General features: G+C 50.1%; 15 protein-coding genes. 7 read left to right on the forward strand and 8 right to left on the reverse strand.

Features of this window, described 5'->3' with window-relative positions; translation table 11 throughout:
- The first annotated feature begins 121 nt into the window (after window positions 1-121).
- Window positions 122-2,071: a S8 family peptidase gene (locus IOQ59_RS15765; protein WP_193954409.1), complete on the forward strand. Its 1,950-nt coding sequence runs from the start codon at window positions 122-124 to the stop codon at window positions 2,069-2,071.
- Window positions 2,072-2,170: 99 nt separating this feature from the next.
- Here IOQ59_RS15765 and IOQ59_RS15770 read toward each other — a convergent pair whose 3' ends face one another.
- Entirely contained in the window at window positions 2,171-2,725 is a 555-nt protein-coding gene (locus tag IOQ59_RS15770) for a cysteine hydrolase family protein (protein ID WP_193954410.1), read from the reverse strand.
- Window positions 2,726-2,851: 126 nt separating this feature from the next.
- Between IOQ59_RS15770 and IOQ59_RS15775 the strand changes: the two genes are divergently transcribed.
- The 3 genes from IOQ59_RS15775 to IOQ59_RS15785 all read left to right on the forward strand — a co-directional run bounded on the left by IOQ59_RS15775 (window position 2,852) and on the right by IOQ59_RS15785 (window position 8,725).
- The gene (locus IOQ59_RS15775) at window positions 2,852-3,805 is read left to right on the forward strand and encodes a GlxA family transcriptional regulator (RefSeq protein ID WP_193954411.1); all 954 of its coding nucleotides are present in this window, start codon (window positions 2,852-2,854) and stop codon (window positions 3,803-3,805) included.
- 100 nt (window positions 3,806-3,905) lie between these two features.
- Complete coding sequence (locus IOQ59_RS21655; RefSeq protein ID WP_193954412.1) at window positions 3,906-5,528, forward strand: GGDEF domain-containing protein; 1,623 nt, start codon at window positions 3,906-3,908, stop codon at window positions 5,526-5,528.
- A 200-nt stretch (window positions 5,529-5,728) separates the two neighbouring features.
- Window positions 5,729-8,725, forward strand: a complete 2,997-nt coding sequence (locus IOQ59_RS15785; protein ID WP_193954413.1) for an EAL domain-containing protein — start codon at window positions 5,729-5,731, stop codon at window positions 8,723-8,725.
- A 68-nt stretch (window positions 8,726-8,793) separates the two neighbouring features.
- On the opposite strand, the gene IOQ59_RS15790 is transcribed toward IOQ59_RS15785, so the two are convergent.
- The 6 genes from IOQ59_RS15790 to IOQ59_RS15815 form a co-directional block, all read right to left on the reverse strand.
- Window positions 8,794-9,495 carry an ABC transporter ATP-binding protein gene (locus tag IOQ59_RS15790; protein ID WP_193954414.1) on the reverse strand — a complete coding sequence of 234 codons (702 nt, stop codon included), beginning with the start codon at window positions 9,493-9,495 and terminating at the stop codon, window positions 8,794-8,796.
- A gap of 1 nt (window position 9,496) precedes the next feature.
- On the reverse strand, window positions 9,497-10,261 hold the full coding sequence (gene livG, locus IOQ59_RS15795) for a high-affinity branched-chain amino acid ABC transporter ATP-binding protein LivG (protein WP_193954415.1): 765 nt from the start codon (window positions 10,259-10,261) through the stop codon (window positions 9,497-9,499).
- Window positions 10,258-11,514, reverse strand: a complete 1,257-nt coding sequence (locus tag IOQ59_RS15800) for a high-affinity branched-chain amino acid ABC transporter permease LivM (RefSeq protein ID WP_193954452.1) — start codon at window positions 11,512-11,514, stop codon at window positions 10,258-10,260. The genes livG and IOQ59_RS15800 overlap by 4 nt, the downstream gene beginning before the upstream one ends.
- Window positions 11,514-12,440 carry a high-affinity branched-chain amino acid ABC transporter permease LivH gene (gene livH, locus IOQ59_RS15805; protein WP_193954416.1) on the reverse strand — a complete coding sequence of 309 codons (927 nt, stop codon included), beginning with the start codon at window positions 12,438-12,440 and terminating at the stop codon, window positions 11,514-11,516. The genes IOQ59_RS15800 and livH overlap by 1 nt, the downstream gene beginning before the upstream one ends.
- A gap of 76 nt (window positions 12,441-12,516) precedes the next feature.
- Complete coding sequence (locus IOQ59_RS15810; RefSeq protein WP_193954417.1) at window positions 12,517-13,635, reverse strand: branched-chain amino acid ABC transporter substrate-binding protein; 1,119 nt, start codon at window positions 13,633-13,635, stop codon at window positions 12,517-12,519.
- A gap of 287 nt (window positions 13,636-13,922) precedes the next feature.
- Window positions 13,923-16,124, reverse strand: coding sequence for a putative bifunctional diguanylate cyclase/phosphodiesterase (locus tag IOQ59_RS15815; RefSeq protein ID WP_193954418.1), 2,202 nt, complete (start codon window positions 16,122-16,124; stop codon window positions 13,923-13,925).
- A 362-nt stretch (window positions 16,125-16,486) separates the two neighbouring features.
- Here IOQ59_RS15815 and IOQ59_RS15820 point away from each other — a divergent pair, with 362 nt between their 5' ends.
- Window positions 16,487-17,617, forward strand: coding sequence for a methyltransferase (locus IOQ59_RS15820; protein WP_193954419.1), 1,131 nt, complete (start codon window positions 16,487-16,489; stop codon window positions 17,615-17,617).
- Between the two features lie 109 nt (window positions 17,618-17,726).
- Here IOQ59_RS15820 and IOQ59_RS21405 read toward each other — a convergent pair whose 3' ends face one another.
- Complete coding sequence (locus IOQ59_RS21405; RefSeq protein WP_255512556.1) at window positions 17,727-17,858, reverse strand: hypothetical protein; 132 nt, start codon at window positions 17,856-17,858, stop codon at window positions 17,727-17,729.
- Between the two features lie 331 nt (window positions 17,859-18,189).
- Between IOQ59_RS21405 and IOQ59_RS15825 the strand changes: the two genes are divergently transcribed.
- Window positions 18,190-18,381 carry a hypothetical protein gene (locus IOQ59_RS15825; RefSeq protein ID WP_193954420.1) on the forward strand — a complete coding sequence of 64 codons (192 nt, stop codon included), beginning with the start codon at window positions 18,190-18,192 and terminating at the stop codon, window positions 18,379-18,381.
- Between the two features lie 547 nt (window positions 18,382-18,928).
- Window positions 18,929-19,186, forward strand: a complete 258-nt coding sequence (locus IOQ59_RS15830) for a hypothetical protein (protein WP_193954421.1) — start codon at window positions 18,929-18,931, stop codon at window positions 19,184-19,186.
- The last annotated feature ends 233 nt before the right edge of the window (window positions 19,187-19,419 follow it).

Consider the following 19,419-nt stretch of genomic DNA (forward strand, 5'->3'; position numbering starts at 1 on the left):
GCGTAAGCGTGCGTTAACGGTGCATGTGACCTATATCTACAGTTAATAACTTCGCCGCCTTGTGCCTGTCACAGGCCCATATCAACTCGCCCAAATCGCCATGATTAGAGGAGGGCCTTCCATGCTTTTTTACAGGTTGATCACAACCCTGTTAACGCTTGGCTTATGCAGCATGCTTAACCTAGCGCACGCAAAACCCTTAGATTTTAAACACCTCTCTGCCGCACCCTATGTTCCCGACCGGGTGCTGGTTAAGTTTAAAGCGGGGTCTGCCGCAAGTGATATCGGACAAGCCCACCGCGCCGCTAAAGGGCAACACCGTTCCACTCTGGAGTCTATCGGCGTGCAGGTCATTCAAGTGCCCAGCGGGCATGTCCCGGCAGCTATGAAAGTGTACCAGTCTAACCCCAACGTCCTTTATGCCGAACCCGACTACTACCGGTTACTGGTCATGCCCAACGAGGAAGCGGGTCCCACCCCTGGAGGCGGAGCCAACTATTTTAGCGAACAGTGGTATCTGCACAATGAAGGACAGGACCACGCCTACGTCCTTACCAGCATTCTTGGTGAACAGATTGCCATCACCTCAGGTACGGTCGATGCCGATATCAATGCCCCTGCAGCCTGGGACCTGAATATTGGTCGGGCCACCACCGATCCCACAGCCGGCAATACCCCCAAAGTCGCCGTGCTCGATAGCGGTGCGGCCTGTCATACGCTGGAATTGGAGGGCAAGTGTATTGAACAGGTGAACGAAGTTGGCCTGTCGGCCGGTTATTTTGATAACTGTTCAGTCACCGACCCTGCCTGTGACAATCTGGGCCACGGTACATTCGTCAGCTCTGAAGTCGCAGCCAATACCAACAACGGAGAGGGTATGGCTGGCACTGGTTGGGCTACCAGCGTGGGTATTTTCAAAGTCTGTTATCAGGAGCTGGTCACCGACGGCATTAACTTTTTTACTGTCGGTTTGTGCCCTGTTTCTTACTCTGCTGCAGCCATTGAAAAAGCCTCACAGGATCTGTTTGAGGGTGGGCTTCTGGTACGCAGCCGCTATCACGTGATCACCATGAGCTATGGCAGCGACTGGCTCGACGCCGAAGGGAATATCAGCCCAACAACTCCATCCAACGCCGAATGTGATGCCATCGCAGATGCCTGGGATCGTGGTGTGGTTGTGGTTGCGGCCGCTGGTAACAATGGCGATACCACACGGGTTTATCCCGCTGCCTGTACCCATCCGATCAGCGGCGAATCAACCGTAATTTCCGTTGCCGCATCAGATCATAACGATGATCGCGCCAGCTTCTCCACGTACAGTTGGCCATCCGACCCCTGGGTTTCACTGGCCGCCCCTGGCGAAGCCATTTTCGGTATTCTCCCCGAGGTACAATGCGGTATTCCTGCGGGCAGCGATAGTTGTGTTAACTGGTGGGACGGTACCTCAATGGCCGCTCCGCTAGTGGCCGGTGGTGCAGCACTGGTATGGACGGATCTGTACGAAGATAACGCAGGCCTGCCCGGTCCGGGCAGCTGTGATATTGACGGTGTGCCTTGTAATCAGGTGGTCCGACAACGCCTGCAAAACAGTGCGGCCACTGTCGGTGCCAACGGCCAGGATATGCTGAACTGGACCCAATACGGTCGCCTTGACCTTGCTGCGGCCGTGTCCGATCCGGTCCCGCCTGCGGATCCGCCACCCATTGCCGCATTCAGCTATAACTGTGCGGGCTATGATTGCAGCTTTGATGCCAACAGCGCATCGGGTAACGGCTTGTCATATGCTTGGGACTTTGGAGCCAACGGAGCAACCTCCAATACTGAAGCCAGCCACTATAACTATGGCGGTAGCGGCAGCTATACGGTCACACTGATCGTAACAGACGCCGATTCGCGGACATCCACCGTTTCCGCTAGCGTTCGCCTCAAGAATGCTAAACGCACTGTGAGTGGCGATGTCACTGCGGACAGTGGTGACGGAGGAGGAGATGGTGGTGACGGAGGTGATGGTGGTGATGGCGGCGGCAGTGGTAATTGCCCTCCTGGCAAAGCTGCAAAAGGAAAATGCTAAAAGAGCTTTCACCTACTCACCCATGAATAGCTGAGCGACTAAAGACATTGACGAGGAGCGGTCTGAACACATCAGACCACTCCTCTTCTCTGCTACGTTCTAGGTCATTTCAGTCAGTAATTCCTTAGTATCTGCTATACGAGCATAAGCAAAGCCCAGCGCTGCCATAAAGGCTGCATGTACCTGTTTAGCAGGCACCGTAACACCGTTAAATTCCTGATCACGGGTCGCACAGGCATCCTGTGCAACCGTCACTTCGTAGCCAAAGTCTGCTGCAGCACGCACACCGGCATCAATGCACATGTGACTCATAGCTCCCACAACGACGATGTGCTCCACCTTCAACTCATCCAAAATCGCTTTCAGGTTCGTGTCGTGAAAGCTGTTTGCCGCATGCTTTAACACCACTGGCTCCCCTTCTTGTGCAGCAACACTGGAGTGAATCCAAGCACCTTCAGATCCTGCCGTAAAAAATGGCGCGTCTTGGCCCGCAAACTCATGTCGAACATGGACCACCGGCAGCCCCTGATGGCGGAATTCGGCCAGTAACTTCGCCCCATTATCTGCTGCAGCCTGCGTGCCCTCCAGCTCCCATTTTCCACCCGTAAAATAGTCGTTCTGAAAATCGATCAGTAGCAGTGCGGTATTCGCCATTGGTTTTGTACTCCAGTTATGCGTGGATGTGATCCGTTGTCGGCTCAATGAGAACTATTATCCCGCGCAACCGAACACTATACTGGAGTCAAATATGGCATATTTAACGCAAAAAACGACAAATACATGAGTAGCAACACCACCACAATCAACATCGCCATTGTGCAATATCCGGGCGCAATGCAATCTGCCGTGGAAGGTCTTCGTGAGCTGTTTGGCCTGGCAAATCGACTCAGTACCGAGCACGATGCTCCTGCGCCCTTTAACATCTGTATTCAGGATGGATTGCTGATAACCGATGCAGACAATACAACCATGCCCTCACATCAGGTCATTATTCTTCCTCCCTGTATAGACGGCACGTATTACGGCGAAGAACATCAGACGCTGACACCATGGCTAAAGGCACAACACCAACGCGGAGCGGTACTTTGCTCAGTCTGTGCCGGGGCATTTATTCTGGCACAAACAGGCCTGCTGGATCAGCGTCCCGCCACCACTCACTGGCTACTGGCTGAACGTTTTAGCGAGCGCTTTCCCGCTGTATATCTGGATGACAACAAAATCCTGATCAACGATGGCGATCTGATTACCGCAGGTGGACTGATGGCCTGGCTGGATCTAGGACTGGAATTGGTTGCCCAGTTCGCGCACCCGGCTCTGATGCGGCAACTGGGTAAACAGTTGGTCGTGGATACAGGGCCGCGTGAACAACGCTACTATCGCCGTTTTATGCCCCGGCTAAACCATGGCGACAGTACAATTTTGCAATCCCAGCATCATCTGCAACGTCACTTTCACGACAATCTCAGTGTTAAAGGTTTAGCCACCAGCAGTCATCTTACCGAACGCACATTCTTACGCCGCTTTGTGCGTGCCACTGGATTAAAGCCCAGCGAATATTTACAGCAATTGCGTGTCAGTAAAGCCTGCGATGCATTGGAATCATCCCAGTCTACGGTGGAAAAAATCGCATCTGAGGTGGGATACGAAGATGTCAGCGCCTTTCGAAAAGTATTTATTAAGATTACCGGCCTGACACCGCGTGAGTTTCGTGCACGTTTCGGCTGCCACGCGTGAAATACGCTAAAGAAAAAATTCAAACAGCCGTTAAAAATGAGTCTGAGTACACGCACAAATTCTGTCTGAATATCCTGAGAGCTGAGTAAAGGGACCTACCGTGATTTCGGATCAAGAGAACTGGAAGCAGAAATATCACGCACTGAAAAAAGACTTTCAGGCCACGGAAAAGCAGCGTGATAAACAGGACAAGGTGAAACAACAACACACCGATCTTGTGTTGCAGATTACCCGACAGCTGGCACTTAATCTGCAAGGGTTTGATGCCATGCTGGACGGTCAGTTGGATGATCTGTTCAGTGCCCTGAATACAGAAGAAACAGCACCACTGAAGAAAGTGGCGAAGCAGCTGGATAAAGCCCTGCGTTCATCTCAAAACCGGAAAACACGTACCGCCGATGAAATACTGAGTGCGGTTAGACGCTGGATCAGTGAGCTGAAATCGTTAACCTCTCAGGAACAAACGCTCAACGCCCTCGAAGTGACCCGTAATCTAAGTCAGGATTCGGTCCATCAGTATTATGAAGTGCCATCGGTACTCTCGAATATCCTGCGTCTGCAATCCGAAATAATGGATGGTCTGCACGAAGCCAGTCAGACCAACAATATTCCTGCGATTGATGAAGATACCCAACTGGTCTTGCATCACATAGCCGGCGACTTGCTGGAGCTGCTCGATGGTTTGCACCTTACATCGGCTCATCGCCAGAAGGCCGATGCCCTGATCCAACAACTGGAACAAGGCTTTAGCCTTGATAACCTGCCCGGCATTATGCACAAGGTGGTACAACTGGTCAGCGACTGTAGCCGCAGCCTGAATGATGAATTTGAACGCTACCTGCTGGATATCAGCCGACAGCTGGCGGATATGCAGGAGCTGTTGATACGCAGCCATAAAGCCCAGCAATCGAACAACCTCAGTCAAATGCAGCTGAACGAAGAGATGCAAACAGAGGTGGATTCTATAAAAGTCGTCACCAAGCGGGCGGCCAGCCTGAACCAGCTAAAACAGATGGTCACCTCACAGGTAAGCCGCATTCAGGGAGCTGTTGATAACATCAAAGCCACCGAACAGCGTCGCCATCAGGAAGCTGAGCGTCGACATCAACGCTTAACTGCACAACTGAAAACGGTCGAAGCTGAAGCACAGCAGACCATGGCTCGGGTTGAAGAGGAGCGTCTGCGTTCACGCATCGATCCCCTCACTAAACTGCCAAACCGTACTGCCTACAACGAACGTATCGGACAGGAACTGGAAAAGTTCCGCACCTACGAGCGACCACTATCTGTTGCAGTTTGCGATATCGATCACTTTAAAAAGGTCAACGATACCTACGGCCATCTCGCCGGAGATAAAGCGTTGCGCTTGCTCGCATCCGTCTTTATCGACAGCCTGCGTAACAGCGACTTTGTTGCCCGCTACGGCGGTGAAGAATTTATTATTCTGATGCCTTCGACCCCCTGCGAAGAAGCGGCGCGGGTACTCGATAAACTGCGTGCAGCCATTGCTGCCAGCCCGTTTAACTTTAAAAGTGTGCCGGTCCCGATCACCATCTCGATGGGTGTCACAGAAGCAGGTATTGCTGATACTGCCGAAGAACTTTTCTCCAAAGCAGACAACCTGCTTTATCAAGCGAAGAAACAGGGACGTAACCGTTTGTGTGCAGATTACGCTTCTGACAATCGGGTTAATGACCCGTTGGAAAGCAGCGACTTGATCTAACGTTCAATAATTACTGCTATTTTACCTGTCTGTGACATACATCCGTATTAATACCCTTGCATTATGTGGGTGTGGGCAGATAATGATCTGTCCATACCGTTAGATAATTTGTAACAGGGACCCGATACAGAAGAATGCTAAAGGCACGAGAACCATCTCGATTTTTCGTTGGTATTCTGTATTTCTGCGTCTGGCTATTATTGCTTGGGAGCCTCCCTGCCCGCGCGACCCAGCCGGAGATTATCTTCACCGAAGAAGAGCAGGACTTTATCCAAAAACACCCCGTCATTCAGGTGGGCGGCGAGATGGATTGGGCACCCTGGGATTTTGTAGAAAACGGTCAGCATAAAGGGGTTGCCAGCGATTATCTGGACCTGATCTCTGAACGTACCGGACTCAAATTTAATGTCGTGACAGGTCACAGCTGGTCCACCTTGCTGTCGATGACTAACGAGAAGAAACTGGATCTGCTCCCCGTGCTCTCATGGAGCGAAGCACGCGCGCGAACCCTCAATTACACCCAATCCTTTATGCGTATCCGTCACTATGTGTTTGTCCGTAGTACGGTGGATACGATCAATAGCTATGACGACCTGAAGGGCAAAACCGTTGCGATCCCTCGCGGTTATTCGCTGATGGCCTCGATGGAAAAAAACTATCCTCTGATTCGTATCAAACCGGTATCCGATCTGCTGGAAGCGATTGATGCTGTTATTACGAACCGCGCCGATGCGGTCATCACCAGCACACCGATCATCAATTACTACCTGAAAGAAAACGACCTGTCTGGCTTAAAACCTGCATTCCCCTCTTCTACAGGTATTAACGACATCCATATGGCGACCCGCCAGGATATGCCGCTGCTCCGCGACATCATCCAGAAAGCACTGGACAGCGTTGATGAGCTGACGCATAACGCGATTATGGCCAAGTGGGCGGGTATGAACAGCTTGATCCCACAACACAGCCCGTCACTTGAGCTGAGCCGCCAGGAGAAAGCCTACCTGAGGGACAAAGGTCAGATTACCGCCTGTATTGATCCAAACTGGATGCCGTACGAAGGCTTTATAAAAGGTAAACACAGCGGTATGTCAGCGGACTATCTGGCGTATTTTTCCGAACAACTGAACATCCCCATTCAGACCATACCCAGCGGTTCCTGGAAGCAATCATTGCAGTACGCAAAAAACCGGCGCTGCGATATTCTGCCGCTGGCCAGCAACCGTAAGGAAAGGCGTAGTTACCTGAACTTTACGGCCGCATATATCGAAACCTCGCTGGCGCTCGCCACCCGTAATGATGCCTGGTTCTACTCTGACTTCAGTGAAATACAGGGTGAGAAGATCGGCATTATTAGCGGCTACTCTCCGGGTGATGTCATCCGTAAGAAATATCCCAAGATAGAGTTGGTGGAACTCGCCAGTATTCAGGAAGGGTTAGAGCGGGTACGTCAGGGCGAACTGCTTGGTTTTCTCGATGCGCTACCGAGCCTGAGTTATCACATTCAGCAAGGCCATTACGGCCAGCTGAAGATCAGCGGAAAATTTGAGTACAACTGGAACGTGGGCGTTGCAGCACGTAACGATGAGCCTCTGCTGGTGTCTGTCTTCAATAAAGTGATCGCGCATACGAGCGCCTCAACACATCAAAAAATTCGCAATAACTGGCTAGCGGTACGTTATGAAGAAGCCATCGATTACAGCCTGTTATGGAAGTCCCTGTCGGTTTTTGCGGTTATCCTTTTCCTGCTAGCCTTACGCTTTCGACAGATTGTTAAGCATCGTAACGAGATCAGCCGAAAGAACGCTGAACTGGCACTCATCAACTCACAGCTGGAACAGCAAACCGAAGCGGCGCGTCATATGGCGTTCCATGATCTGCTTACAGGTTTGCCTAACCGTTCTCAGCTATTGGAAAACCTCGACCATGCGATGAAGCTGGCAAAACGTCAGGAACGTAAACTGGCTGCGCTGTTTCTGGATCTGGACCGTTTTAAGTACATCAATGATTCTCTGGGTCACCATATTGGCGATGAACTGCTCAAAGTCGTGGCTGAGCGTGTACAGGCACGCTTGCGTAGCTCAGATACGTTAGCACGGCTCGGCGGAGATGAGTTCGTGATTTTGCTGGAATCACTGGACGACGACAGTACCCCGGCAATCGTGGCGCAGGATATTATCGATACCCTGCAACAGCCGCTGGAAGTCGCTGGCTATCATCTCAATATCAGTGCCAGTATCGGCGTCGCATTCTTCCCCGATGATGCCCAGGATATTCACAACCTGATTAAAAACGCTGACAACGCGATGTATCAGGCGAAAGAGCTGGGGCGTAATCGCTTTCGTTATTACACCCGTGCCTTGTCCGAGGAAACAGATAAACGTCTGAAAACCGAATCAGCCCTGCGCGAAGCTCTGCAGAAAGACCAGTTCCATATGGTATTCCAACCCATCATCGATCTGAGGTCGATGGAGGTCAGCCATGCGGAAGCGCTGATCCGTTGGAATCATCCAGAGCTGGGGTTTGTCTCACCTGAATACTTCATCCCGATTGCCGAAGAGAACGGCCTGATCAATGACATTGGACTCTGGGTGGCCCGCCAGGCCTGTCATGCCTATAAAGGCTGGCTGCTGGAAGGTTTGATTCTGAACTCTGTGGCAATCAATGTATCCAGCGTACAGTTCAAAAAGGGGGACCTCGGCAGACAAATCCGGGAAATTCTGGAAGAAGAGGGGCTGGATGCACGGGCGATTGAAATCGAGATCACCGAACGTTATCTGATGGACCAGACCGAACACACGATCAAACACCTGAGCGCACTGAAAGATGCCGGGCACCTGATCTCGGTGGATGACTTTGGCGTAGGCTATTCATCCATGAGTTATATGAAACGCCTACCGCTCGACATCATTAAGATAGACCGCTCTTTTATCACGGACTTAGCCGATGATGAGAATGATCGCCAGATCTCTCAGGCGATTATCAGTTTGTCACACAGCCTTGGCTATCGTGTCACCGCTGAAGGCGTAGAAAACCCAGCTCAGCTCGAGTTTCTGGAGCACTGCCGCTGTGATTTTGCCCAAGGTTATCTGTTCAGCCGCCCCGTCACTGAAACGCAGTTTATCGACACGGTGACTGAGGTTAACGACCGCCTGCGCAAACATAAACAGGGCTCGCCAGATCTGGCGATGTCATAAGGCCACAGACAAAAGTCACACAAAAAAACCGCCCGAAGGCGGTTTTTTTTAAGAGCTTAGCGCGATGATTAACCGCCGAGATAAGCCTTCTGTACGTCTTCATTAACCAGCAGATCTGCACCGGAACCTTCCAGTACTACGTGGCCATGTTCCAGTACGTAGCCGCGGTCTGCGATACGCAGGGCCTGGTTAGCGTTCTGTTCCACCAGAAAGATCGTCACACCTTCATCACGCAGCTTTTGAATGATGTCAAAAATCTGCTGAATGATAATCGGTGCTAGTCCCAAAGAGGGCTCATCCAGCAAGATCATACGAGGCTTGGACATCATGGCACGTCCAATCGCCAGCATCTGCTGTTCACCACCGGACATGGTACCCGCACGCTGACTGTAACGTTCACGCAGACGCGGGAACAGTTCCAATACGTGCTCGATGGTTTCTGCCGCTTCCGCTTTATCACGGAAATAACCGCCCATGGAAAGGTTCTCTTCCACGGTCATACCACCGAAGACACGACGGCCTTCCGGTACAATCGCCAAACCTTTCTGCATGATCTTATTGGTCGGTATACCGCTGATCTGCTCACCGTCAAAAGTGATGGTACCGGAGGTCGCCTGCGGATCACCACAGATCGTCATCATCAGGGTGGTTTTACCCGCACCGTTAGCACCAATCAGCGTAACGATTTCGCCCTGCTTCACTTCAACAGAGACATCGTGCAACGCCTGAATCGGCCCATAGTGGGTATTCACATTATCGATGCGCAGCATCTTATTCCTCCCCCAGATACGCTTTGATTACATCCGGATTATTCTTCACTTCATCCGGTGTACCATTGGCCAGCGGTGCACCCTGCGCAATCACGTAGATATGATCGGAGATACCCATCACCAGCTTCATATCGTGTTCGATCAGCAATACAGAGATCTCATGCTCATCGCGCAAACGTACGATCAGCTCATCCAGCTCTTTCGTTTCGTTCGGGTTCAGACCCGCTGCGGGCTCATCCAGCAACAACAGTTCCGGCTGCGTCACCATGCAACGTGCTATCTCCAGTCGACGCTGCTGACCGTAGGCCAGGTTACCGGCTTCTCGGTTGGCAAATTCCAGCAGGTCCATCTCTCTGAGCCAGTACACTGCACGGTCCATCGCTTCCTGTTCCTGACGGCGGTACGCCGCAGTCTTGAACAGGCCGGAGATCAGATCCGTTTTCAGGTGACGATGCTGAGCGACCAGCATATTTTCAATCACCGTCATCTTGGAGAACAAACGCACGTGCTGGAAGGTACGCACCAGCCCCTTACGGGAGATCTGGAAATCCTTCATGCCGGCAACTTGCTCACCGTTAAACACGACACTGCCATCGGTTGGGATATAGAATCCGGACAAGCAGTTGAAGACTGTCGTTTTACCTGCGCCATTCGGGCCGATAATCGACACAACCTGACGGTGTTTCACCGCCAGATCCACGTGATCGACCGCTACCAGACCGCCAAAGCGCATGGTCAGGCCGTTTACATCCAGCAATAGACTCATGTTTTTAACTCCAAATGCGGTCGTTTCATTGGTACCAGGCCTTCAGGACGCCAGCGCATCATGACAACCATCAGCAGTCCAAACAACAACATGCGGTATTCGGAGAATTCACGCGCCAGTTCAGGCAGGATGGTCATCACAATCGCGGCGAGAATAACACCCACCTGAGATCCCATACCCCCGAGAACAACGATCGCCAGAATGATGGCGGACTCAATAAAGATAAACGATTCTGGACTGATAAAGCCCTGTCGAGCGGAGAAGAATGCTCCCGCAAAACCAGCAGTTGATGCACCGATGGTGAATGCCGACAGCTTGATCATGGTGCGGTTCAGACCCAGAGAGCGACACGCGATCTCATCTTCACGCAGAGCTTCCCACGCACGACCGATTGGCATACGCATCAGGCGATTGATCACGTAGATCACGAAGCACACTAGGATGACGGCAATCAAGTAGAGGAAAATGACCTTATAAGAGCTGGAGTAATCGATACCAAAGAACTCATGAAAGGTGGTTGCACCCTCCTCCTTTGCACGGCGGGTAAATTCCAGACCAAACAGCGATGGCTTAGCAATACCGGAAATACCGCTTGGGCCACCGGTGACTGAAGTCCAGTTGTTCAGCAAGATACGAATGATCTCACCGAACCCTAACGTCACAATTGCCAGATAATCCCCGCGCAAACGTAACACCGGGAATCCCAGCAGGAAGCCAAAGAGCGCGGCTAAGCCAGCAGATAGCGGCAAACACGCCCAGAAAGACATGCCAAAGTACTGCGACAGCAGGGCATAGGTGTACGCACCCACTGCATAGAACGCCACGAACCCCAAATCCAGCAGACCCGCCAGACCCACCACGATGTTCAGACCCAGGCCGAGCATAATGTAGATCAGCGTCAGCGTCGCCAGATCGACAGAACCACGGGACACCATGAATGGCCATACCAACATGACCACCAGCAGGGCTGCCAGCAACCAGGGTTTCAGCATCGCACGCTTGCCTTCTTCCGGCAGCAATTTGCTCAGCTGTGGTTTGGGAACAGCACCCAGGAAAGCGTCAACCTGACCCGCAAACAACTGAGACAGGAACACCAGACTGATACCAATACCGATCCATGTCCACTGTGCAGCCGAAGCACCTTCCACTTTCAAGGTAGTGCCTTCGGTATTCAGTGAAATACCGACCATCATGCAGGTCAGGATAAAGCCGATACCTGAGGCAAAAATAGCGTTGTAGAATCTTTTCCTCATCATACTTTTTCCACCTCCGGTTTACCGAGAATGCCGGATGGGCGGAACAACAGAATAAGTACTAACAGGCCAAAGGAGACTACGTCTTTATATTCAGACGGGAAGAATGCCGAGGTCATCGCCTCTGTCACACCCAGAATCAAACCACCCAGCATAGCGCCCGGAATGGATCCGATGCCACCCAGTACGGCTGCCGTAAAGGCTTTCAAGCCTGCGATAAAGCCGATGTAAGGATTTACCACACCGTAGTACAAACCCAGCAACAAGCCCGCAATTGCGGCCAGTGCAGCACCCACGATAAAGGTCAGTGCAATGATGCGGTTGGTATCAATACCCAGCAGGTTGGTCATCCCCAGATCTTCAGAGCACGCACGACACGCACGTCCCATACGAGAGCGGGAGATAAACAGAGTCAGCAACACCATCACAAGTAACGTCGCGCTCCAGATCAGCAGCTGCATGTAGGAGAACGACACCTCAAACACTGAAGGATCACCGAAGGTCCAACCACCAGTAATCTGTGGTGGCAGCGCCACGTCACGGGAGCTCTGAGACAGAGCAACGTAGTTCTGGAGAAAGATGGACATGCCGATGGCAGAGATAAGAGGGATCAGGCGGTTAGAGCCACGCAGCGGCCGATACGCGACACGCTCGATGGTCCAGCCGTAGGTACTGGCAATGACGACCGCCACAATGAGCGCGACGATCAGAATAACCGGCAAACTGATAAAGCCCATACCGAGCAGACCGGCAATGACAATAAAAGAGATATAAGAGCCGATCATATAAATTTCGCCGTGGGCGAAGTTGATCATGCCGATAATGCCATAAACCATGGTATAGCCAATGGCGATCAGGGCGTAAGTCGATCCTATCGTCAGCCCGTTAATCAGCTGTTGAATTACGTATAGACTGGTTTCGGTCATATTGTGTAACCCGAATAGAGGAACACCCCGTAACCGGATCGCGGCACGAGGTGTTCAGGAGTACTGGAGAAGGCGTTTACTTAGCTGGGGATTTAGTACCGTCAGCATGCCAGTCGTATACAACGAAGGAGAAGTCCTTCAGGTCACCTTTGGCATCGAACTCCAGCTTACCGGTAGTGGTATCGAAGCTGGTGCTACGCAAGTGAGCCGCCAGGGCTTCAGGGTCAGACTTACCAGTCGCTTTCATGGACTCAGTCATGACCTGAACGGCAGAGTATGCAGGGAATACGAATGGACCGGTTGGGTCTTCGTTTTTCTCTTTAAACGCAGCGACCAAAGCTTGGTTGGCAGGATCCTGATCAAAGCTCTGTGGCAGAGTTACCAGCAGACCTTCAGACGCTTCACCGGCAATCTTGGAGATATCCGCGTTACCTACACCTTCTGGACCCATGAATTTAGCAGTGAAGCCTTTTTCACGAGACTGACGCAGAATCAGACCCAGTTCAGGGTGGTAACCACCGTAGTAAACAAAATCTACATTGTTACGCTTCAGTTTTGCGATCAGTGCGGAGAAATCTTTATCACCTGCCGTCACACCTTCAAACATCACCGGTTTAATGCCTGCTTCTTCAACAACGTTTTTCACCGCTGTTGCCAGACCTTCACCGTACTGCTGTTTGTCGTGAATGATTGCCATGTTTTTTGGCTTGATGGTGTTCACCACGTAACGCGCAGCGAATGGACCCTGCATGCTGTCCAGACCGATCGTACGGAAAATGGTCTGGTAACCTTTTTCAGTGATTGTCGGAGAGGTAGACGCTGCGGTGATCATCAGAACACCTTCTTCTTCATAGATATCAGAAGCAGGTTCTGTAGAACTGGAGCAAAGGTGACCAATGACATGCTGGATATCATCGTTAACGATTTTGTTAGCTACCGCTACCGCCTGTTTTGGATCACAAGCATCATCGTAAATTACACCTTCCAGCGTATCGCCATTAATGCCGCCGGCTTTGTTGATCTGTTCGATGGCCATCAGCGCACCGATTTTCTGCATGTCGCCGTACTGAGCAACAGGGCCTGTTACTGGACCTGCGATTGCGATCTTGATGGTATCAGCCTGAGCTGCGTTAATTGCACCTGCAAGGCAAATTGCTGAACTCAAAGTGAGAAGCTTTTTGTTAAAGCGTTTCATGGATGAGTAACCCCTTTTTATTTTTGTCTTAGAGCGCTCCAGATTATGGCATCTGGGCACTTAATAATTGTTATACCCCGTTACAATAGCGTTCTATTGCAGCCAAAACAATCCATGTGTTTCATATAAGAAAATTCGAATAAACAAAGGAGATATTGGGACGAAGCAATGCCCCTGTTTTAATGCTCATCAGGAAACAAAGCACTAGACCTTAGTGTGAGTATTTTATGTTCAGATATTCACTCAGATTCCGTAAATACGCGGCTAAATCCCACCTGAACACAGGCCTAAATATCTTCCACAGCGACCGTATTTACTGGGTTTACCGGCAAGTCAGCAAGCCTCTTTATACTGTAGGGTTTGGCTATCCCATAACCCTGCGCATAGTCGACACCCACCTCACGCAAGCGGTCGGCGATTTCAGAATTTTCAACAAACTCGGCAATCGTCTTTTTACCCATTAAGTGACCGATGTCATTAATGCTACGTACCATCGCCATATCCACTTCATCATCCAATATATCTTTGACAAAAATCCCATCGATTTTCACAAAATCGACAGGCAGTGTTTTTAGATAGCCGAACGACGACAAACCGCTGCCGAAATCATCTAATGCAAACCGACAGCCAATCTCTTTCATCGCATTAATAAACCGTACGGCATTCGCAAGATTGGAAATGGCGGCCGTTTCGGTTATTTCAAAACACAGCTGCTGAGGATCAACCTTATATTCCTCAAGCAGTTTTCGAACACAGAACAATAACTCGTCATCAGCAATCGAGAGGCCGGATAAGTTAATCGACAGATTGAGATTTTTGTTTGAATTTTTAGCAAGAAAAGCACAAACATTCTTAATAACCCATCGATCCAGCTTCGGCGACAGTCCAAAGCGTTCGGCTGGCGGTAAGAAAGCCCCCGGTGGGATCAACTGCCCCTGCTCATCCCGATAACGAATCAATACTTCGTAATGCGGCAGATCATCCTGTTGCAAGCCAACAATATCCTGCACATATAAGCAAAACCGATTGTGTTCTATACCATCATGAATGCGGCCGACCCATTGAGCTTCATCCTGGCGGCGTTGCGATGTTTCATTGTCCTGATAGAGTTGCACCCGATTCCGGCCCAACTCTTTGGCCATATAACAGGATGTATCGGCATAACTCATCACCTCAGCGATTTCCGGCGAGTGATCATCAATACACACCACACCGATACTGACCGTCATTCGGAAAATGTTGTCACCCCAGCCAAACACACTGTCTTCAACCGCTGCCCGCAGTTTTTCAGCAACACGGATCGCCTCCTGCGGGGCACAACACTCGAGCAGGACAGCAAACTCATCGCCGCCCAACCGTGAAACTGAGTCATTCTGACGAACATGAGACTGAATCAAGCTACCAATCTGACGCAACAACTGATCACCGGCCATATGGCCACAGCTGTCGTTGATCACTTTAAATTGATCAATATCGAGGAAAAAGACAGCATGCAGGGTACCTGTACGACGCAACCCTTTGAGCATCAGATCTAATCGCTGTTCAAATTCATAACGATTAATCAGGCCGGTGAGCATGCAATGGCGCGCCTGATGATCCAACTGTTCACTGAGCAGATGGGAACTGGTGATATCTTCCTGGGTACATAGGTATTGGGTGATTTTGCCGGTTTCATCTTTCAGTGGAGAAATCACCACCATCGCCCAGTAAAGCTCACCGCTTTTACGGCGGTTCTGCATCTTCCCGCGCCATTCCCGCCCATTGGATATACGCTGCCAAAGCTGAGCATAAAAGGAGTCAGTATGTTTGCCCGAGCGCAAAATACGCGGCGTTTGGCCCAGCGCTTCTTCAACACTGAAACCCGTCACATGGGTAAAGCGGGGATTAACATAGGTCAGACAGGCCTCAGCATCGGTAATCATCACCACACTGGCACACTGCTCCACCGCAACGGAGAATTTTTTCAGTTCTTCCTGCGAACGTTTGAATTCGGTAATGTCACGGGTCACCGCCAGATGCGCAGATACCCGCCCGTCTTCATCCAGCAAGGGGACGGCATGGGTCTCGACCCGTTTACGCGCGCCCTTCAAACCCATCACATCATATTCCATGATGCCGGACTGACCTTTGAATACCCGTTCGTTGAACGCAATATAACCAGCACGATCTTCGTCTGCAATCAGGTCGTATACACTGGCATAACGCACCTGCTCAATGGAATCGGCTTCGACAATTTTCAAACCGGCCGGATTCATATCCAGCAATTCCCCGTCAGCCGCCACGGTTTTAATGCACTCAGGATCAGAATCGATGATTCGCTTCATCATCGCACGCTGTTCTTTCAGCTCTAAATTCTGATATCGGTAACGTAATAGAACCATCCGCAGGACAACAGCCCCACCAATAATCAGCAGCGAGAAAAACGAGCGGAAGTAGAGCTCTGCGGCAGACGGCGTGATCAGTTGCTCAAAAATGGAACCTTCCCCCACGATGAACACATCCACTAAGGGGTCAAGAATCCAGACCAACACACAAGCAACGGCAGCCAGTAAAAATAGGCGTGTACGAACGAAATCGCTCAGCAATAAATCTGACGATCGTTTAATAAATCGATGCAACAGGCAATACTCGAAAAGAAACCGTCCCTCTCATCCCTGACCCCCAAAACCGTGATCCCTTAACAGACACCACAAGAACGCGATTATGCCACAAGGCATAAAAAATTAGATTTTAATTACTATGAGATATTTTCACGCCTTTCACCCTCTAACCACTCATCCGCTCACGCGCCGAAAATTCCCATGATGTGCTAAACTCGCCGCCTAAATTTTGATGACCGGTAGCACCGCAGATGGAAATTTTATCCGTCCCTCAGGGACAATTTCAGCTAAGCCGTTTTCCCCGCCGCAAACAGGAAAAATTAAGGGCCTGGGATGCCGCCGATGAGTACCTTTTGCAACAGGTCGCTGACGAACATCTGCTCAACGATGACTGCCGGATATTAGTGCTTAATGATCAGTTCGGTAGCCTCGCAGTTGCGCTAAATCAGTATGCTCCGACGGTGATATCAGATTCCTGGCTCGCCCATGCCGGTATTCAAGCGAACCTGAATGACAACAATATTCCAACTGATCAAATCAATTTGCTGGATAGCCTGTCAGCGCCTGAAGACCAGTTTGACCTTGTGTTGATCAAAGTACCAAAAAGTCTGGCAATGCTTGAAGATCAGCTCCACCGCTTGCGCCCTCATCTGAAGGACAGCACCCGCGTGATTGCGGGCGGCATGGTGAAAGGAATTCATACATCAACGCTTAAATTCTTTGAAAAGCTGATCGGCGAAACCCATACATCATTGGCCCGGAAAAAAGCGCGGCTTATTTTCCCCCAAGTGAATTGCACCATCACACCAGCAGCGTCCCCTTATCCATCCAGCTACATTTTGGAAAACAGTGCGCACCGGATTTATAACCACGCCGGTGTTTTCTCCCGCGACAGCTTAGATATTGGTACACGTTTTTTTCTCAGCCACCTACCTACGGATGATCGCTATCAACAGATCGTCGATCTCGGCTGTGGTAATGGTGTTGTAGGCCTGATCGCGGCCGAAAGAAACCCGGAGGCTGAACTTACGTTTGTAGACGAATCTTTTATGGCGGTTGCGTCCGCTAAGCTCAATTTCGAGACAGCGTTTAGCGACACCCGTACCGCTCACTTTTCTACAACAGACTGTTTACAGGGTGTGCCGCGCAATAGCGCTGATCTGGTGTTAAACAATCCACCCTTTCATCAACAAACAGCCGTCGGAACCCACATTGCCAATCAGATGTTCCGAGAAGCACGCACCGTGCTGCGCGACGGCGGGGAACTCTGGGTCATTGGTAACCGCCATCTGGGGTATCACATCACTCTGAAGAAACTGTTCGGAAATTGTGAAACGGTTGCCAGCAATAAGAAGTTCGTTATTTTGCGCACACGTAAATAACCCACGTAATTTCAACGCAGACACAAAAAAGGCCGCATCAAATTCGGCCTTTTTTAAAGAATCTATCCGGCTGGGGGAAAGCAGACCGGTACTGCAGTCACAACTTACTTTATGACTTTTTGTCTTCGTTCATCAGTGAACGGATTTTAAGACCGCCCCAGATCATCACGCCAGTCATCGCGGCAATCATAACCAGACTTGGAGCAAGTGTTTCAAAGCTGTACGGATCGATACCAAACATGTTGTCACCCTCTCAAACAATGTTTTTCTAAATCTAAGAATTGGGGCTAGGTTACAACGAGACACATTAGCAACAATTGATATAGCTCAAAAAATGCCCTTCAGATCCAATCAACCACAAAGAAACATAGACACAGATCAATAGAATTGCGGTGCTTGTTCAACAGCAGCATGCCACCACCCTGTCGGAAATAGACATTGCCGATTCCTAGTGATTACTCATCAACCTGCTAAGCTTTATTAAGTACCCGCGAACGGCGCGCCCTTATCACGCTATTTTCGCTCAAGCTACGATCGGACCTTCCTTTCTCACATGACTTAGGAGAGTGGTGATGCCGCATATGACGAAAGCCTGGACACCCGCAGAACTTGCGAAGATGAACGAGGAGAGTTTCCTGGTAGATCTGCTGGATACGATCAAATTCTCTCCTGAAATCGGCGACAATGACGCCACCATTGATCTGCTAAAAAAGAAGCTCGAAATTGTGGAAAGTCACATCAAACATCGGCTAGACGCAAAGTAATCGGCTTCGGGCTTGCTCATTCAGTGAGCCACTATTGGGGGCATACACGCCCCCAGTCCTTACCTCTCTAGTATCGTCTCTTCTGCTTCTTCTCTCTTCGGCTTTATCTGACATTTACGCCTCTCCCAAGCTATCACGCCTACTAGCACGTCTTTCGTATACATAAGACAGATCCTCTGAGATACAACCTACGCCACCAACATCTTCAGCCAACACCTCTCCCATCCCCTCAAAGCGCCCCGCCAAACAACAAAAATCACACTCAAATGCTCAATATCTTTTATTGAACAATCAAAAACCGCATTTATCCCTATAGAAACGTATTTATAGATCAAATAGTTCTAAAAAAACTTCAAATAAAACTCTTTAAAAACAACAAGTTACAAACAACCCCTAAACATATTAAATCGTCTAAAAAAACCTTAAAAACCTCTTAAAAAACAATCACTTAATAAGTCATGAATCCTAGCCAAAATTTGTGATAGATCATTATTAGATTTATAATGATCATATATTAAAAATAAATATTCATTAGAGGATTAAGACGATGCAAGAACGTGAAATAAAGTTGCTTTTTAAGGCAGGTGTTTTCGATTCTTGTCAGGCTATTCCGATCTCAATGGCACGTGGATGGACGCTAAAATTCATCACGAAACAGAGCGAAGTCATCACGCTCGAACTGCAACGTTCTAAAGATGAGCGTGAGTTTAAAAGCCTTGATGGCGCCGCAGCCGTCGCGCGGCGAATAGGTTTTGAATGGCTGAACGTACAGATTGGTGATCTGAAATGGCGTGAGAAAGTCTGATTATTCGTGACTGCTCACTGAGCTGGATCAGCGACGCCTGCATGCCAGATACATGCGTTATTTCGCCCATTCAATGTTGGAGCGATAGCGGCTGCCTGGTCGATAGAACACACAAGACCACGCCAGAGCGCTTATAAGGTCTGGGTGGATATCTGTGGAAAGAGTGTAGCGCTTAGCCTCTAGGTACAGGCCTGAATGGCCGGAACCCGATCGGGTCCCGGTGGGTGGATAGC

Origin of the sequence: Pontibacterium sinense (assembly GCF_015209595.1) — a bacterium.
Classification (GTDB): Bacteria; Pseudomonadota; Gammaproteobacteria; order Pseudomonadales; family Balneatricaceae; genus Pontibacterium; species Pontibacterium sinense.

Excerpts from the sequence above, each read along its gene's own strand:
- IOQ59_RS15830 (WP_193954421.1), top strand. The coding sequence starts at position 18,929 with ATGCAAGAACGTGAAATAAAGTTGCTTTTTAAGGCAGGTGTTTTCGAT.
- livH (WP_193954416.1), bottom strand. The coding sequence starts at position 12,440 with ATGACCGAAACCAGTCTATACGTAATTCAACAGCTGATTAACGGGCTG.
- IOQ59_RS15790 (WP_193954414.1), bottom strand. The coding sequence starts at position 9,495 with ATGCTGCGCATCGATAATGTGAATACCCACTATGGGCCGATTCAGGCG.
- IOQ59_RS15765 (WP_193954409.1), top strand. The coding sequence starts at position 122 with ATGCTTTTTTACAGGTTGATCACAACCCTGTTAACGCTTGGCTTATGC.
- IOQ59_RS15770 (WP_193954410.1), bottom strand. The coding sequence starts at position 2,725 with ATGGCGAATACCGCACTGCTACTGATCGATTTTCAGAACGACTATTTT.
- IOQ59_RS15800 (WP_193954452.1), bottom strand. The coding sequence starts at position 11,514 with ATGAGGAAAAGATTCTACAACGCTATTTTTGCCTCAGGTATCGGCTTT.
- livG (WP_193954415.1), bottom strand. The coding sequence starts at position 10,261 with ATGAGTCTATTGCTGGATGTAAACGGCCTGACCATGCGCTTTGGCGGT.
- IOQ59_RS15775 (WP_193954411.1), top strand. The coding sequence starts at position 2,852 with ATGAGTAGCAACACCACCACAATCAACATCGCCATTGTGCAATATCCG.
- IOQ59_RS21405 (WP_255512556.1), bottom strand. The coding sequence starts at position 17,858 with ATGTTTGGTATCGATCCGTACAGCTTTGAAACACTTGCTCCAAGTCTG.
- IOQ59_RS15810 (WP_193954417.1), bottom strand. The coding sequence starts at position 13,635 with ATGAAACGCTTTAACAAAAAGCTTCTCACTTTGAGTTCAGCAATTTGC.
- IOQ59_RS15825 (WP_193954420.1), top strand. The coding sequence starts at position 18,190 with ATGCCGCATATGACGAAAGCCTGGACACCCGCAGAACTTGCGAAGATG.
- IOQ59_RS15820 (WP_193954419.1), top strand. The coding sequence starts at position 16,487 with ATGGAAATTTTATCCGTCCCTCAGGGACAATTTCAGCTAAGCCGTTTT.